We start from the raw sequence: 15715 nt of genomic DNA on the forward strand, positions 1-15715 counted from the left end.
CACACAGGAGCGGGCGGACCGATGCTTGGATCTACTCACGGCACCCTCACCACCGACTCCCGCCGCGCCCGCGTCGTGGCCTGCGGCGAGCCCCCGGCACCCGCTGTGCACAGCAGGGCGCCCGGCGGCGACGACCTGGACGTCAGCGGTCGGCCGCTGCACTCCACCGTCCCCGATCTGGACCGGTTCTTCCGGCCGGAGTCCGTCGCCGTGATCGGCGCCTCGGACGCCGACGGACGGCCCAACACCGGTATCACCCGGCAGCTGATGGCCTGGGCCGAGCGCGTCGGGGCCCGGTTGCACCCGGTGCACCCGACCCGACCCGCCGTCTTCGGCGTCCCCTGCTTCCCCTCCGTCGCCGACCTGCCGGAACCGGTCGATCTCGCCGTCCTCCTCGTCGCCGACCCCCTTCCCGTGATCGAGGAACTCGCCGAGGCCAAAGTGCGGTTCGCGGTCGCCTTCGCCTCCGGGTTCGCCGAGACCGGCGAGGCCGGGGCCGCCGCGCAGGACCGCCTCGCCGCCGCCGTCGCCCGCTCCGGCCTGCGCCTCCTCGGCCCCAACACCAACCTCAACGCCTTCGAGAAGATCCGCGACGACCTCGAAGGCCCCGCCATCGCCCTGATCACCCAGTCCGGCCACCAGGGCCGCCCCGTCTTCACGATGCAGGAACTCGGCGTACGGCTCTCGCACTGGGCGCCCACCGGCAACGAGGCCGACCTGGAGACCGCCGACTTCCTCTCCTACTTCGCCGAACGGCCCGAAGTCGGCGCCATCGCCTGCTACGTCGAGGGCCTGAAGGACGGCCGCGCCTTCCTCCTCGCCGCCGACCGGGCCGCCCGCAACGGCGTACCCGTCGTCGCGATCAAGGTCGGCCGCACCGAGACCGGCGCCCGGATGGCCGCCTCACACACCGGCAAGCTGACCGGCGCGGACGCGGTGGTGGACGCGGCGATGCGGCAGTACGGCGTGATCCGGGTGGACGGACTCGACGAACTCCAGGACACCGCCGCGCTGTTGGCGCGGGCCCGCAGGCCGCTGGCCGACGGCGTCGTCGTGTATTCGATCTCGGGCGGCACGGGCGCGCACTTCTCGGACCTGGCGAGCGAGGCCGGGCTGACCCTGCCCCGTCTGTCCGACGCCAAGCAGGCGGAACTGCACGAGTGGATACCCCCGTACCTGAACGTCGCCAACCCCATCGACAACGGCGGTCACCCCGTGGGCGACTGGCGCGGCCGGAAGATCATCGACGCGATCCTCGCCGACCCGTCCGTGGGCGTCCTGATCTGTCCGATCACCGGGCCCTTTCCGCCGATGAGCGACAAGCTCGCGCAGGACCTGGTGGACGCGGCGGAGCAGACGGACAAGCTGGTGTGTGTGGTGTGGGGTTCGCCGGTGGGCACCGAGGACGCCTACCGCACCACACTCCTCGGCTCGTCCCGGGTCGCCACCTTCCGCACCTTCGCGAACTGCATCACCGCCGTCCGCGCCTACCTCGACCACCATCGCTTCACCACCGCCTACCGCTCCCCCTTCGAGGACGCCCCGCGCACCCCGTCGCCGTCCTTCCGCAAGGCGCAGTCGCTGATGCGGCCGGGGCGCCGGCTCAGCGAGCACGCGGCGAAGCAGTTGCTGCGGGCGTACGGCATCCGGGTGCCGCGTGAGCAGTTGGTGACGAGCGCTGCGGCGGCCGTGCGCGCCGCCGGTCTCGTCGGCTATCCGGTCGTCATGAAGGCGTCGGGTGCTCAGCTCGCCCACAAGACCGAACTCGGCCTGGTCAAGGTCGGGTTGACCTCCGCGAGCCAGGTCCGCGAGGCATACCGCGAACTGACCGACATCGCGCGCTACGAGGGCGTCGCGCTGGACGGTGTCCTGGTGTGCCAGATGGTCGAGCGGGGCGTCGAGATGGTCGTCGGCGTCACGCACGACCCGCTCTTCGGGCCCACGGTCACGGTCGGGCTCGGCGGCGTCCTGGTCGAGGTGCTGCGGGACACCGCCGTACGCGTGCCGCCCTTCGGCGAAGACCAGGTGCGGGCCATGCTCGGCGAACTGCGCGGCAGGGCCCTGCTCGACGGTGTGCGCGGCGGGCCCGCCGTGGATGTGGAGGCGCTGGTCGAGGTGGTGCTGCGGGTACAGCGGATGGCCCTCGAACTGGACGACGAGCTGGCCGAACTCGACATCAATCCGCTGATGGTGCTGCCTCGGGGGCAGGGGGCGGTGGCCCTGGACGCGCTGGCGATCTGCCGCTGACCCATCGGTCACGCCGACCGACAGACCCCGCGTCCCCGGTACGCACCGGCGCACCCACCCCCGTACGAAACGGAGCCACTCCCTCATGTCCACACCCCCCGATCTCGCGCCCGATCCCGCGTCCAACCCCGCTTCCGATCCCGTCCCCTCATTGATACTCCACGCCACTGACAACGGGGTCTCGTGGATCACGCTGAACCGGCCCGAGGTCATGAACGCCGTGACCTGGGAGCAGCGGGAACGCGTCATCGGGCTCCTCGCCGAGGCGTCCGCCGACCCGGACGTACGGGCCGTGGTGATCACGGCGACGGGCAAGGGATTCTGCGCGGGCGCGGACCTGCGCGGCGGCCCCGGCACCGGTGGCGAGCGCGTCCCGGGTGACGTGGCCCGTACGATCCGGCTCGGCGCCCAGCGCCTGATCGCCGCCGTACTCGACTGCGAGAAGCCGGTGATCGCGGCGGTGAACGGCACGGCGGCGGGCATCGGTGCGCATCTGGCGTTCGCCTGCGATCTGGTGATCGCCGCCGAAGGGGCCCGTTTCATCGAGGTGTTCGTACGGCGGGGACTCGTACCGGACGGGGGCGGGGCGTATCTGCTGCCCCGGCTGATCGGGCCGCAGCGGGCGAAGGAGCTGATGTTCTTCGGCGACGCGGTGCCGGCGGCGGACGCGGAACGGCTCGGCCTGGTCAACCGCGTGGTCCCGCTCGCCGACCTGGAGAAGACGGCGCGCGACTGGGCGGAACGCCTGGCTCAGGGGCCCACCCGCGCCCTGGCCCTCACGAAACAGCTGGTCAACGCGTCACTCGACTCGGACCGCGCCGGGGCATTCGCGTCGGAGGCGGCGGCTCAGGAGATCAACATGACCACGCAGGACGCCCAGGAGGGCGTGGCGAGCTTCGTGGACCGCAGGAGCCCACGGTACGAGGGCCGCTGACCGCGTCAGGACGGGCGGCGTACGAGGATGACGACGTCGCCCGCGTCGGGGTCGCCGTACAGCGCGAAGAGTTCGGGCTCGGTCTCGGTGCCGCCGATCGTCCAGGTCAGGCCGGTTTCGCCGGGGCAGCTCTCGCCGGTCGGGTCCAGTTCGACCGCGTCGCGTTCGCTCGCGGTGTCGGTGCCGAGGGTCCAGGTGGCGGCGGAGTCGCACAGCGCGAGGTCGCCGTATATCGAGCTTGCCGTGACATCTTCGTACGGCAGGGCGGTGAGGGTCGCCCGGCCGTCCGCGTCGAGTCGCAGAACGGCGGATTCGTCGTCCTCGCCCTCCCACACGCCGGTGAGCTGAGCGGCCGTCAAGCGCGGCGGCTCGTACTCCTTGAGCAGGCCCGCGTGCGTGGCGACGAGCGTGCCGCCGAGGACCGCGCCGGACAGGAGCACGCCGGTGAGGGTGGAGCGGCCCCAGATCCGGCCGGGGGTGAGGTCGCGGCGGGCGCAGTAGGCCACGGCGGCCATCGGGAGGACGCCACTGCCGACGGTCCAGGCGGCGGTGGCGAGGTAGGGGAGGCCGAGAAGGTGCGCGAGGAGGACGGCCCAGAGGAGGCCGAGGGTGAGGAGGGTGGCGGGGGCCGCTGTCCGGCGGGCGGTCGGTTTCCGGGACTGGGGTACGAACCGGCTGGCGAACCTGGCGAGTTGAACGGCGGGGAGCGTGAGGGTCACCGCGTGCAGGAGGCCGGCGAGGGCGAAACCGGCGGGCGCCACCAGGCCCAGGCAGCACAGGAAGAGTCCGGCGAGCGCGCCGCCGTATCCCACGCCGTAGTTGTCGCCGGTGGCCGGTCGCACGATCTCGAACAGCAGTACGAGTGCCAGTTGTACGGCGGCCACGGACGCGGCAGCCGCGAGGCGCCGATCGTTCCGACCTCTCGCCGCGCGCCCTCCCACGAAACCCTGCCCCCACCCCATACGACGAAAGGTACGCGGAGGCGGACCGCGCGCTTGACGGGGGTTCGACGAGGGCTTCCCATCTGACGCACCGTCAGCTTCAATGACTGGTGTGATGGGACATGCGGGGATGGCTGCCACGGTCGTGCGGTATCTCAGGTCCGTCGGGGCGCCAACGGTCGCCGGGGGCGTCGAGGCGTTGCCCCGGCCGGAGTTGCGCGCGGTCGGGGACGATGAGCGGGCGCCGCTGGACCCGGGGGAATTCCGGCGGGTACTGGGGCACTTCGCGACCGGGGTGACGGTGATTACGGCGCCGGGGACGGGTTCCGAGGGTTCGGGGGCGGGTTCCGAGGGGCCGGCCGGATTCGCGTGTCAGTCGTTCTCGTCGCTGTCGCTTGATCCGCCGCTGGTGGCGTTCATGGTGGCGCGTACGTCGACCACCTGGCCACGGATCGCTCGCGCGGGCGTGTTCTGTGTGAACGTACTGGGCGCGGACCAGGGCGAGTTGTGCCGGGGCTTCGCGGTGAGCGGTGCGGACAAGTTCGCGGGCGTGCCCCACGAGCCGTCCCCGGTCTCCGGCTCCCCGCGCCTCACGGGGGCGCCGGCGTGGATCGACTGCACGGTCCACACGGTCCACACGGGCGGCGACCACCTGATCGTGGTGGGGCGGGTGGACGCCTTGGGCACATCGGCCTACGAGACCGGACCTCTGTTGTTTCACCGGGGCCGATTCGGGGGCTTGGCGGACTGAGCGGGCGCGTCAGGGTGAGTTCACCCATCAGGGCGAAATTCACGTGCCGGCGCCACTGTCGAGGTGGCTGAGTTGCGTGTCATAGTCCTTCAGTAGGGCGGTCAGTTGGGACAGGGAGCCCTCGGGGACGTCCTCGGGGGCCGTTTCCGCCAGGTAGCGGGCCGCCGCTATCAGGGTCGCCAGTTCGTAGGTGTGGAAGGTGGCCCTGAGTACCGTCGGGCGGAGGCGTTCCAGTTCCATCGGGTCACGCCTGGGCGCGTACGTACTCGGTGATCTGTTTCACCTCGGAGGCGAACTGGTCGTAGTCCTCCCGCATGCCGTTGATGTAGGCGCTCCAGCCCAGGCTGGCCTTCGCGTAGTGCACCGCTTCCTGGATCTCCTCGTCGGTCGCGCCGAACAGCTTCGCGGCCTCCGTGTGGAAGAGGGTGCAGTAGTGGCACTTCGTCTCGGCGTGCAGGCCGACGCCGATGAGTTCCTTGTACTTGTTGGGGATGAGGGTCTCGCCCAGTTCGATGTGCTTGAAGATCTCCCACTCGGGGGCCAGCAGTTCGGTGGGAATCCGCTGGAAGAAGTGCGGGACCAGGCCGAGGGTCTGCTTGATGTCGGCCTCGATCTCGCCCCGGTTCACCGTGGCCGTCATGACAGCCACCTCCTTGGAGATACACGTACGGGCCTCTTTGTCAAGTCAAACACTTCGGTGGAGGGCGGGCCACCTCAGCCCTTCATCAACCCCTTCATCAGCCCCTTTGTCAGCCCCTTTGTCAGCCCTTGATCAGCCTTTGATCAGCACCGTCTCCGCCGGGCGCCTTCGGATGATCAGGGCCATCAGCGCCGCCGCCGCGCACAGCGCGCCCGACGCGTACCAGATCACGTCGTACGTACCGAACACGTCGCGTGCCATCCCGCCCAGGAACGCGACGACAGCCGCGCCGACCTGGTGGGACGCGAGGACCCAGCCGAAGACGATCGCGCTGTCGTCGCCGTAGTGCTCGCGGCACAGGGCGATCGTCGGCGGCACGGTGGCCACCCAGTCGAGGCCGTAGAAGACGATGAAGAACAGCATCGGAGGGTGGACGGAGGGGGCGAGGAGGAGGGGGAGGAAGAGGAGGGAGATGCCCCTCAGGGCGTAGTAGACGGCCAGCAGGCGGCGCGGTTCGAAGCGGTCCGTGAACCAGCCGGAGGCAATCGTTCCGACCACGTCGAACACCCCGATCACCGCGAGCAGCGAGGCCGCCGCCGTGATCGGCATACCGTGGTCGTGGGCGGCGGGCACGAAATGCGTCTGGATCAGCCCGTTGGTGGACGCGCCGCAGATCGCGAAGGTGCCCGCGAGCAGCCAGAACGGGCCGGTACGCGCCGCCGAGAACAGCACCTTCAGGGCCCGCCGGGCCGCTCCCGTGACGGGCGGCGGCTTCGGTACGAACTCCTCGGCCCCGTACGGCCGCAGCCCCACGTCCGCCGGGTGGTCCCGCAGCAGCAGCCACACGAACGGGACGACGGCGAGTGCCGCGAGCGCGACGGTCACGGCGGCCGGGCGCCAGTGGTGGTGCTCCACGATCCAGGACAGGACGGGAAGGAAGATCAACTGGCCCGACGCGGAGGCGGCGGTGAGGATGCCGGTGACCAGGCCGCGCCGCTCGGTGAACCACCGGTTCGTGACCGTCGCCGCGAAGGCGAGCGCCATCGAACCCGAGCCCAGGCCCACCAACAGGCCCCAGTAGAGCATCAGTTGCCACGGCGCCGTCATCCATACCGTGAGGACCGAGCCGACCGAGATCACCAGCAGGGCGACGGCGACGACGCGGCGGATACCGAACCGGTCCATGAGCGCGGCGGCGAACGGCGCCGTGAGTCCGTACAGGGCGAGATTGACCGAGACGGCGAGCCCGATCGTGCCGCGCGACCAGCCGAACTCCGTGTGCAACGGGTCGATCAGCAGGCCGGGCAGCGAACGGAACGCCGCCGCGCCGATGATCGTCACGAAGGTCACCGCCGCGACGAACCAGGCGCGGTGGATACGGGGGCGCCGGGGGCTGCGGGTGGAGGTGTGGCGGTCCGGTGCGTCCACGGGTTCGGTTGTCTGCGTCACGCCCTACAGCCTCCGCGCGACCGTCAAAGCCGACGAGTGGCCTGATGGACAGCATTCGCTACGATCGGGCCATGACCGGACCCGTACCGAAAAGCGTGAGCCCCGTACCGAGAGGCGTGGGGCCCGTACCGGAAAGCGTGGGTCAGCCCCACCGCGTCGTCGTCCTCGCGCTCGACGGTGTCCTCCCCTTCGAACTGGGCATCCCGCAGCGCATCTTCGGCCGCGCCTTCAGCCAGTCCGGGCGGCGGTCCCTGTACGAGGTGGTCACCTGCTCCGTCCGGCCCCCGGGACCGGTCCGCGCGGAGGCCGACTTCTCGATCCTTGTCGAGCACGGTCCGGAAGCCCTCACCACCGCCGACACAGTCGTCATCCCGGCCTCGTACGAACTCGGGCCGGTGTTCGAGGAGGGCAGGCTGACCGACGAGCTGGCCGCCGCGCTCGCCCTGGTACGCCCCGGCACCCGGCTCGTCTCGATCTGCACCGGCGGTTACGTCCTGGCCGCCGCCGGGTACCTGGACGGCCGCCCCGCCACCACGCACTGGTCGCACGCGGAGCACTTCCAGCGGACGTTCCCGCTGATCGAGGTCGACGCGGACGTGCTGTTCATAGACGACGGCGACGTGCTGACCTCGGCCGGGGTCGCCGCCGGTATCGATCTGTGCCTGCACATCGTGCGCCGCGACCACGGCACCGCCGTCGCCAACGATGTCGCCCGCCGCACCATCGTTCCCCCGCACCGGGACGGCGGCCAGGCCCAGTACATCCAGCGGCCCATCCCGGAACCGCAGGTGGCGACGACGACGGCCGCGCGCGCGTGGGCGCTGGGGCGACTGCACGAGCCGATCCAACTGCGGGACATGGCCGAGCAGGAGGCCATGTCGGTACGGTCCTTCACCCGGCGGTTCCGCGAGGAGGTCGGGATCAGTCCGGGTCAGTGGCTGACCCGGCAGCGCGTCGAACGGGCCCGGCACCTCCTGGAGTCCAGCGATCTGTCCATCGACCAGGTCGCGCGGGACGCCGGTTTCGGCACCGCCCAGTCGATGCGGCAGCATCTACAGGCCGCGCTGGGCGTCACCCCCACCGCGTATCGCCGTACCTTCCGCTCCGGCGCCACCGGCGACCCCGCCAACGGAACCGGCATCACGGGCGTTCCCGTCATCACCGGCGCCCCCGCCCCCGTCACCACCGGCGACGACCTCACCGCGTCCGGCACCGGTACCGGAACCAGAGGCGGCACCGGCGTCCGCGCGTGACGCGCGCGTGAGTACCCGCCACTCCCCCACCGCCCCGGCCACGGTCAGCACCACCGTCAGCCCCACCCCGGCCAGAATCGCGGTCGACGGCGCGACGACCTTGAGCAGCCCGCCCGCGAGGGACCCGCTCGCCGCGTAACCGGCGCCCACCGCCGCGTACATCACCGAATACCCGGCGGCCAGGGCGCTGGCCGGGAGGACCATGCGCAGGGAGAGGTTCCGGCTGATCATGGCGCCCGCCTGGAGCAAGCCCGCGACACCGAGCCCGACCGCCATCCAGAGCACGGTCGGCAGCAGCGCGACGACGGCCACGCACGCGGAGATGGTGAGCAGCAGGACGAGGCTCTGCGTGGGCAGCCGGCCGGGCCAGGTCCGCAGGCCGTAGACATACGCACCGACGGCCGAGCCGATCGCGAACAGGGCGAGCAGCGGGCCCGCCCAGCCGACGGCGACGCCCCGCTGCTCCAGGAGGGCGGGCAGCACCAGTTCGGCGAGGGCCAACAGGGACATACTGGCGGCGCCCGTCACGTACACCGGCCAGGCCCTGGCCAGGATGCGGAGCATCGAGTCGCCGCCACGGTCGTCGGCGTCGGAGGGCCAGCCCGCCGGGAGCAGCCACAGCCCGGCGACCGAGGCGGCCATCAGTCCCGCAGCGAGGAGCAACGGCAGATGCGGCGCGACGCCGAGCGCGAGGCCCGTGACAGCGGCGGGTGACACGGCCCAGACGCCGTAGGTGAGCATGGACTCGGCGGACAGGGCCTGCGGTACGGCCCGTTCGGGAACGAGGCTGGTCAGCAGGGCGCGCAGCCCGCCGGGCGCGGCGGCCGGTGCGGCGCCCGCGACGAACGCCAGCGCGCCGAGGACCAGCGGGTGCGCTCCGGGCAAGATGCCGAGCCCCGCGAAGCCGAGCGCGCCGACGAGGAGGCCCGCGACGAGGTGGGGGCGGGCACGCTCGGGCCGCATCCGCAGGCCGAGCAGGGGCGCGCCGACGATCTCACCTACGACGTAGACGGCCGCGAGGACGGCGCCGAGGGCATAGCCGCCGGGCCGCTCCCGGACGAGGAAGACCACGGCCAGCGGCGCCATGGCCACCGGCATCCGCGCCCCCACGGCCACGGCGGCCCAGGCGAGGACGGACTTCGACGCCACGTCGCGATAACTCATGCCCCGAAGGTAGGCGACGCCACTGACAACGCCCCAGCGAAATACGGAAACCGCAGGTCGGAGCGGTGGTCGGTCAGAAGATTCAGCACAGTCAGAATGTCAGCACCCCCCGCGCCACCCGTCCTTCCCGGGCGTCCTCCGCCGCGCGGGCGAAGTCCTCCACCGGATACACGGCCGTGACCAGCTCATCGAGGAGAAGGGCCCCACTCCGGTACAAACCGGCGTAAAGCGGAATGTCCCGCTGCGGCCGGGAACTCCCGTACCGGCAGCCGAGGATGGACTTGTCGAGGAACATCGCGGCGGGTGCGAACGCGGCCTCGGCGGTGGGCGCCGTCATCCCCAGGAGGACGGCCTGACCGTGCCGGTCGAGGAGGTCGACGGCCTCCCGGACGAGGGCGGTGTGCCCGACGCATTCGAAGACGTGGTCGGCGCCGGTGGGCAGGATGTCGCGGACCCCGTCGGTCGACGCGAGGAAGTGGGTGGCGCCGAACTGCCGGGCGGCGGACTCCTTGGCGGGGTTGGTGTCGACGGCCACGACCGTGGCGGCGCCGGCGATCCGGGCGCCCTGGAGGACGTTGAGGCCGATACCGCCGGTGCCGATGACGACGACGGTGTCACCGTGGTCCACGCGCGCGCGGTTGAGGACGGCGCCGACACCGGTGAGGACGGCGCAGCCGATGAGGGCGGCCGAGGTGAGCGGCAGATCGGTCGGGATCTTCACGGCCTGGACGGCCTTGACGAGGGTGCGCTCGGCGAAGGCGGAGTTGCAGGCGAACTGGTACAGGGGCTCACCCGCGCGCGTGAAGGGCTGTCCCGGGCGGCCGATGGCCTTGCGGCACATGGTGGGCCGTCCCCGGTCGCAGTCGGCGCAGGCACCGCAGTTGGCGAGCGTGGACAGGCAGACATGGTCGCCGGGGCGTACGTGGGAGACGTCCGCGCCGACGGCTTCGACCACGCCGGCGCCTTCGTGGCCCAGGACGACGGGTACGGGGAAGGGGATGGTGCCGTCGATCACGGACAGGTCGCTGTGGCAGAGTCCGGCCGCGGTGATCGCGACGAGGACCTCATCGGGGCCGGGATCCCGTATCTCCAAATCGTCGACCACCAGGGGCTGCTTGCCGTCGAACAGGACACCTCTCACGGAACCCGTACCTCCCTGGGCAGGCCGAGCACGCGCTCGGCGATGACGTTGCGCTGGATCTCGTCGGAGCCGCCGTAGATGGTGTCGGCGCGGCTGAAGAGGAACAGGTGCTGGGCGGCGTCGAGGACGTACGGGTGGTCGGCGGACCAGTCGGCGGGGCCCTCGGTGGCGGCGGCCCCGCGCGCGTGGAGGGCGAGTTCGCCGAGGCGCTGGTGCCAGCCGCCCCAGAGGAGTTTGGCGACACTGGCGGCGCCGGGGTCGGGGACGGGGGTGCCGAGGGTGCGCAGGGCGTTCCAGCGCAGGGTGCGCAGTTCGGCCCAGGCGCGGACGAGGCGGTCGCGCAGGACGGGGTCGTCGGCGGTTCCCGAGGCGACGGCCTGACGCAGGACGCGGTCGAACTCCTCGGCGAAGCCGATCTGCTGGGCGAGGGTGGAGACGCCGCGTTCGTAGCCGAGGAGGCTCATGGCGACGCGCCAGCCGTTGCCCTCGCCGCCGACGACGTGGTCCACGCGTGCGTGGGCGCCGTCGAAGAAGACCTCGTTGAACTCGCTGGTGCCGGTGATCTGTTGGATGGGGCGTACGTCGATCCGGCCGGGCTGGTCCATCGGCACGAGGAGGAACGACAGCCCATGGTGCCGCTTCGAGCCGGGCTCGGTGCGCGCGAGGACGAAGCACCAGTCGGCGTCCCGCGCGAGCGAGGTCCAGATCTTCTGCCCGGTGACGCGGTACAAAGGCGTGCCCCCCGCGCCGGCCCCACCCCCCGCCGCGTTGTCGCGCACCGCCTTTGTCCGCACGCCCGCAAGGTCGGATCCCGCACCGGGTTCGCTGTATCCCTGGCACCAGAGTTCGTCCCCGCGCGCGATGGGCGGCAAGAACCGTCGCTTCTGCTCCTCGGTGCCGTGGGCGATCAGGGTGGGCGCGAGCAGGTTCTCGCCGATGTGGCCCGACCGTGCCGGGGCGCCGCAGCGCGCGTACTCCTCGGCGAACACGACCTGTTGCATGAGGGAGGCCGTGCGGTTGCCGTAGCCCTGCTCGGGCCAGCCGAGGCCGATCCAGCCCCCGGTACCCAGTTCGCGCTCCCACGTCCCGCTGTACCCGGTGAGGTGCTCGGCCAGCCACTCCCTCACCCGCTCCCGAAAGAGGTCGTCCTCGGCCCCGCTCCCGAACTCCACAACACGCCTCCCTACGGATTGGCCCGCCCTCCTGATCGGGGCGCTCTACGGATTGGCCCGCCCCACCGACTGGACCGCCCTACTGATTGGGCCGCTCCCCGGCCTGGGCCGCCCGAGCCATCCCCGCCACCTGCTCAAGCAGCGGCATCGGATCCACCCCGACCGTGCCCGGCAGGAAGTCCGCGATCCGCTCGGGCGTCCACCCGGCCCCCTCGGCGTATCCGGCACGCAGTTCCCGGGGCTGCGCCCACACCGCGATCTTGGGCCCGGCGATCGTGTACACCTGCCCGGTGATCCGCTCCTCACGGGCGCGGTCGGACAGCAGATAGACCACAAGAGCGGCGACATCCTCCGGTTCGCCGATCTCCTTCAGCTCCATGGGGACGTTCGCGGACATGCGCGTACGGGCCACGGGCGCGACGGCGTTGGCGGTCACGCCGTACTTGTGCAGGCCGAGCGCGGCGCTGCGCACCAGCGAGATGATGCCGCCTTTGGCGGCGCTGTAGTTGGCCTGCGCGACGGACCCCTGATGGTTGCCGCTGGTGAAGCCGATGAGGGTCCCCGCGCGCTGGGTACGCATCACGGCGGACGCGGCGCGGAACACGGTGAAGGTGCCCTTGAGGTGGGTCGCGAGGACGGGGTCCCACTCCTCCTCGGACATGTTGAAGAGCATCCGTTCACGGAGGATGCCCGCGACGCAGACGACGCCGTCCACGCGCCCGTAGGCGGCGAGCGCCGTGTCGACGACGCGCTGGCCGCCCGCCATGGTCGAGATGTCGTCGGCGACGGCGACGGCCTCACCGCCGGCCGCCGTGATCTCCTTGACGACGGACTCGGCCACCTCGCTGGTGGGTTCGGCGCCCTCCATGGAGACCCCGTAGTCGTTGACGACGACCTTCGCGCCCTCGGCGGCACAGGCGAGTGCCACCGCGCGCCCGATACCGCGGCCGGCACCTGTCACGGCCACCACCTTGCCTGCCAAGAAGTTCCCCACGCCCGGCCCCTTCCCGCGGTTTCTGACGGACCGTTAGATTTTATGTCCCGTCAGACACCGGAAGACAAGACCCGGGGAGTACTCATGTCCGTACCGGCCCTTCCGTCGGCGCTGCCGGCGGAGTTCCACGAGATCGCCAAGCGCGTGAACAACTGGGGCCGTTGGGGGGAGGCCGACGAGATCGGGACGCTGAACCTGATCACGGACGAGGTGGTGCGCGAGGCGGCGGCGACCGTACGTGACGGGCGCCGGATCGCGCTCGCGCTGCCGCTGCTCCAGGACGGCGTGCAGTCGGGCGTGATCCCCGGCCGCGTCAACCCGCTGCACACGATGGTGCAGATCAACCAGGAGCTGTTCGGCCCCGGCACGGTCGCGACCAGCGACGACAGCGTGACCATGGGGTTGCAGGCGGCCACCCACTGGGACGCCCTGGCGCACGCCTCGCACGCGGGCAGGCTCTACAACGGCCGCCCCGCGGACACGATCACGGCCCATGAGAGGGCACGGTTCGACGGCATCGACAAGGTGGGGCCCGTCGTCTCGCGCGGGGTGCTGCTCGACGTGGCGCGCGCGAAGGGCGTGGACCGGCTGCCGGGCGACCACGCGGTCACGCCGGACGACTTGGCCGAGGCGGAGGAACTGGCGGGCACGCGTGTGCGCGCGGGAGACATCGTGCTGGTGCGCACAGGGCACGTGCAGACGTATCTGGCGGGCGACCGGCACGCGTACGCGTATCCGTCACCGGGGATGTCGGTGCGGTCGCCGGAGTGGTTCCACGCGCGCGATGTGGCCGCCGTCGCCAATGACACGCTGACCTTCGAGATCTTCCCGCCGGAGATCGAGAACCTGTGGCTCGGCGTGCACGCGCTCGACCTGGTCGAGATGGGCATGATCCAGGGCCAGAACTGGAACCTGGAGGAGTTGTCCACGGCGTGCGCGGAGGCGGGGCGTTACGCGTTCCTGCTGACGGCGACACCGGAGCCGTTCGCCGGGGGCACGGGCGGGCCCGTCGCGCCGGTGGCGGTGCTCTGAGCAGTCGCCTCCGAGGTGTCGGGCGTCGAGGTTGTCTGGCGTCGAGTCGCCGGGCGGCGGGCGGGCCGTCAGACGGCCTCGTAGGCCATCCCCTCGAACCCGACGACCGTCCCGCACACCTTGGCGTCCCCGCGGTCGATCTCGCACCAGATCTGCTTACCGGCACCCTCGGGCTGCCAGCCCCAGCGGTCCGCGAGTCCGTCGACGAGTTCCAGGCCGCGGCCGTTGGTCTCGTCGCCGTCGGCGTGCCGCGGGCGCGGGGGACACTCGCTGCTGTCGGCGACCTCCAACCGCACGGTGGCGGGGGCCGCTTCGGGGCGGCCGGAGAGCAGGATGCGCAGTACGGCGGGACAACCGGTGTGCACCACGGCGTTCGTGACCAGTTCGGAGACGAGCAGGATCAGGGTCTCCGCGAGCGGCTCATCGGCCTGTATCCCGGACCCGGCGAGCCGCGAGCGGGCCCACCTCCGGGCTCGCCCCACCTCCGCGGGGTCGGGCCGGACCTCCAACTGAACCTGAAGCACCTGCACCGCTCACACCATCCGAACCGGCGGACACATCGCCTCGCGCCTCTGATGATCTACGGAGTTCACGGACCGTGATCTCCTTACGAGACAGCATGGTTGACGTACAGTCACCCCAACAAGCGCTTCGGGCATATTCCAGCGCGAAGGAGTACGCGTGCGGCATACTGTGCGACGCGTGCCGTGGGGAGTCGAACAGGCGGGCGTGCGGCCCCGTCCTGCGCGGCGAGAGGCGCGCAACGCCGGATCCGGCGCCGCCTCAGAGGCAACACCGTGATGGCTCGGCACCAGAACCACTCGCATCTCACACAAGGTACCGGAGCCTGGTGCCGACTCCGGGCCGTGACGAGTCACGCGTTGGACACGACCTGGTATCGACGCAGCGTGACCCATCGGAACCCGTCGTACGTCCCGCGCGCGGCGCGGCGCCTACGGAACGTGGTGTCCCACGCGCGGGACGGGCGGAACGGCCGGATCGGCGGCCGGAGATCGGGCGTCGGGAACCGTTCGTCGGGCACCGGCCGTCAGGGGCCGACGCTCAGAGCGCCGCGGCGAGTGCCTCCTCGCGTTCGGCCGTCGTGCGGCCCCGCTCCGCGCGCACCCAGGCCCGCTTCAGATGGAGATGGACGTCGGCCTCCCAGGTGAAGCCCATGCCGCCGTGCACCTGGAGGCAGTCGCGGGCGCCGCGTACGGCGGCCTCGTCGGCGAGCAGGGCGGCGGTCGCGATGTCGAGCCGGTCCCCGGTGACGGCCGCCGCGTAGACCGCGGACCGGGTGGTCTCCACGCGGACGAGCATCCGCGCGCACAAGTGTTTCACCGCCTGGAACGCACCGATCCGCTGTCCGAATTGCTCGCGTTCCTGGGCGTATTGGACGGCCATCTCACACGTGCGGGCCGCGCTGCCGAGTTGTTGCGCGGCGGTGAGGAGGTCGGCGGTGTCCACGGTGTCGGCGTACGGGCGGCGCGGTCCCGGTACGCGGTGCAGGGGCGTGAGCGGGTCGACCGGGCGGACCGGGGCGGCGTCCGTGACGTCGCCCAGCACGACGTCCGCCGCGTCGAGCCATTCCACCAGGGTGCCGTCGACCGCCGTCACCACGGCCGTTCCGTCGGCCGCCCCGGGGACCTCGCCGGCCGCGAGATGGGTCGCCACGAGGGGGCCCGGCAGCAGGACGCGGCCGGTCTCCTCGAAGAGCAACACGGCCTCCGGGAGGCCGAGTCCGACCCCCCCGACCGCCTCGGGCAGTCGCAGCGCGAAGAATCCGGCGTCGCCGAGTTCCCGCCACAGGGCCCGGTCCAGGGCTCCGGTGGCCCCCTGAGCGCCGCGCGGGGCGCCGGTGGTCTCCTGATCTCCCCCCGTGGCCTCGGCGGCGTCCACGGCGGCCCGGAGCGCGTCGCGTCCGAAGCGGCCCGCGAGCAACTCCCGCATGCCGGTCCGCAGGTCCCGCTGCTCGTCGGTGAGCTGGAAGCGCACGC

At 71.7% G+C, this 15715-nt stretch carries 14 protein-coding genes and 1 pseudogene; 5 read left to right on the top strand and 10 right to left on the bottom strand.

Annotation, left to right across the window (positions count from 1 at the left end):
• Positions 1-21: 21 nt before the first annotated feature.
• Positions 22-2247 carry an acetate--CoA ligase family protein gene (locus ACFVT5_RS11375; protein WP_389884467.1) on the top strand — a complete coding sequence of 742 codons (2226 nt, stop codon included), beginning with the start codon at positions 22-24 and terminating at the stop codon, positions 2245-2247.
• Between the two features lie 85 nt (positions 2248-2332).
• Positions 2333-3181, top strand: coding sequence for an enoyl-CoA hydratase/isomerase family protein (locus ACFVT5_RS11380; RefSeq protein ID WP_389884470.1), 849 nt, complete (start codon positions 2333-2335; stop codon positions 3179-3181).
• Positions 3182-3186: 5 nt separating this feature from the next.
• Here the strand turns inward: ACFVT5_RS11380 and ACFVT5_RS11385 are convergent, their stop codons facing one another.
• Positions 3187-4143, bottom strand: coding sequence for a hypothetical protein (locus ACFVT5_RS11385; protein WP_389884473.1), 957 nt, complete (start codon positions 4141-4143; stop codon positions 3187-3189).
• A 94-nt stretch (positions 4144-4237) separates the two neighbouring features.
• On the opposite strand from ACFVT5_RS11385, the gene ACFVT5_RS11390 reads away from it, so the two are divergent.
• A complete protein-coding gene (locus ACFVT5_RS11390) occupies positions 4238-4873 on the top strand; it encodes a flavin reductase family protein (protein ID WP_389884475.1) in 636 nt (211 codons plus the stop codon).
• Between the two features lie 39 nt (positions 4874-4912).
• Here the strand turns inward: ACFVT5_RS11390 and ACFVT5_RS11395 are convergent, their stop codons facing one another.
• The 3 genes from ACFVT5_RS11395 to ACFVT5_RS11405 form a co-directional block, all read right to left on the bottom strand.
• Positions 4913-5113: a hypothetical protein gene (locus ACFVT5_RS11395; protein ID WP_389884478.1), complete on the bottom strand. Its 201-nt coding sequence runs from the start codon at positions 5111-5113 to the stop codon at positions 4913-4915.
• A gap of 4 nt (positions 5114-5117) precedes the next feature.
• Positions 5118-5513, bottom strand: coding sequence for a carboxymuconolactone decarboxylase family protein (locus ACFVT5_RS11400; RefSeq protein WP_389884480.1), 396 nt, complete (start codon positions 5511-5513; stop codon positions 5118-5120).
• 132 nt (positions 5514-5645) lie between these two features.
• Entirely contained in the window at positions 5646-6962 is a 1317-nt protein-coding gene (locus ACFVT5_RS11405) for an MFS transporter (protein WP_389884483.1), read from the bottom strand.
• Between the two features lie 71 nt (positions 6963-7033).
• Here ACFVT5_RS11405 and ACFVT5_RS11410 point away from each other — a divergent pair, with 71 nt between their 5' ends.
• On the top strand, positions 7034-8215 hold the full coding sequence (locus ACFVT5_RS11410; protein WP_389884486.1) for a GlxA family transcriptional regulator: 1182 nt from the start codon (positions 7034-7036) through the stop codon (positions 8213-8215).
• On the opposite strand, the pseudogene ACFVT5_RS11415 reads toward ACFVT5_RS11410, so the two are convergent.
• From ACFVT5_RS11415 to ACFVT5_RS11430, 4 genes and pseudogenes are all read right to left on the bottom strand, one after another.
• Positions 8213-9379: pseudogene (locus ACFVT5_RS11415) on the bottom strand (MFS transporter); the annotation flags it as partial. The gene ACFVT5_RS11410 and the pseudogene ACFVT5_RS11415 sit on opposite strands and share 3 nt — an antisense overlap.
• Before the next feature lie 91 nt (positions 9380-9470).
• Complete coding sequence (locus tag ACFVT5_RS11420; RefSeq protein ID WP_389884489.1) at positions 9471-10520, bottom strand: Zn-dependent alcohol dehydrogenase; 1050 nt, start codon at positions 10518-10520, stop codon at positions 9471-9473.
• The gene (locus ACFVT5_RS11425; protein WP_389884492.1) at positions 10517-11692 is read right to left on the bottom strand and encodes an acyl-CoA dehydrogenase family protein; all 1176 of its coding nucleotides are present in this window, start codon (positions 11690-11692) and stop codon (positions 10517-10519) included. The genes ACFVT5_RS11420 and ACFVT5_RS11425 overlap by 4 nt, the downstream gene beginning before the upstream one ends.
• A gap of 79 nt (positions 11693-11771) precedes the next feature.
• On the bottom strand, positions 11772-12686 hold the full coding sequence (locus ACFVT5_RS11430) for an SDR family oxidoreductase (RefSeq protein WP_389884495.1): 915 nt from the start codon (positions 12684-12686) through the stop codon (positions 11772-11774).
• An 84-nt stretch (positions 12687-12770) separates the two neighbouring features.
• Between ACFVT5_RS11430 and ACFVT5_RS11435 the strand changes: the two genes are divergently transcribed.
• Positions 12771-13718: a cyclase family protein gene (locus tag ACFVT5_RS11435; protein WP_389884499.1), complete on the top strand. Its 948-nt coding sequence runs from the start codon at positions 12771-12773 to the stop codon at positions 13716-13718.
• 68 nt (positions 13719-13786) lie between these two features.
• Here ACFVT5_RS11435 and ACFVT5_RS11440 read toward each other — a convergent pair whose 3' ends face one another.
• Both ACFVT5_RS11440 and ACFVT5_RS11445 read right to left on the bottom strand, forming a co-directional pair.
• Positions 13787-14248 carry an ATP-binding protein gene (locus tag ACFVT5_RS11440; RefSeq protein ID WP_389884502.1) on the bottom strand — a complete coding sequence of 154 codons (462 nt, stop codon included), beginning with the start codon at positions 14246-14248 and terminating at the stop codon, positions 13787-13789.
• A 532-nt stretch (positions 14249-14780) separates the two neighbouring features.
• Positions 14781-15713, bottom strand: a complete 933-nt coding sequence (locus ACFVT5_RS11445) for an acyl-CoA dehydrogenase family protein (protein ID WP_389884505.1) — start codon at positions 15711-15713, stop codon at positions 14781-14783.
• Positions 15714-15715: the final 2 nt, after the last annotated feature.

Source organism: Streptomyces sp. NPDC058001, assembly GCF_042886315.1.
Taxonomy (GTDB): domain Bacteria; phylum Actinomycetota; class Actinomycetes; order Streptomycetales; family Streptomycetaceae; genus Streptomyces.

Excerpts from the sequence above, each read along its gene's own strand:
- ACFVT5_RS11375 (WP_389884467.1), top strand. The coding sequence starts at position 22 with ATGCTTGGATCTACTCACGGCACCCTCACCACCGACTCCCGCCGCGCC.
- ACFVT5_RS11380 (WP_389884470.1), top strand. The coding sequence starts at position 2,333 with ATGTCCACACCCCCCGATCTCGCGCCCGATCCCGCGTCCAACCCCGCT.
- ACFVT5_RS11385 (WP_389884473.1), bottom strand. The coding sequence starts at position 4,143 with ATGGGGTGGGGGCAGGGTTTCGTGGGAGGGCGCGCGGCGAGAGGTCGG.
- ACFVT5_RS11390 (WP_389884475.1), top strand. The coding sequence starts at position 4,238 with ATGGGACATGCGGGGATGGCTGCCACGGTCGTGCGGTATCTCAGGTCC.
- ACFVT5_RS11395 (WP_389884478.1), bottom strand. The coding sequence starts at position 5,113 with ATGGAACTGGAACGCCTCCGCCCGACGGTACTCAGGGCCACCTTCCAC.
- ACFVT5_RS11400 (WP_389884480.1), bottom strand. The coding sequence starts at position 5,513 with ATGACGGCCACGGTGAACCGGGGCGAGATCGAGGCCGACATCAAGCAG.
- ACFVT5_RS11410 (WP_389884486.1), top strand. The coding sequence starts at position 7,034 with ATGACCGGACCCGTACCGAAAAGCGTGAGCCCCGTACCGAGAGGCGTG.
- ACFVT5_RS11435 (WP_389884499.1), top strand. The coding sequence starts at position 12,771 with ATGTCCGTACCGGCCCTTCCGTCGGCGCTGCCGGCGGAGTTCCACGAG.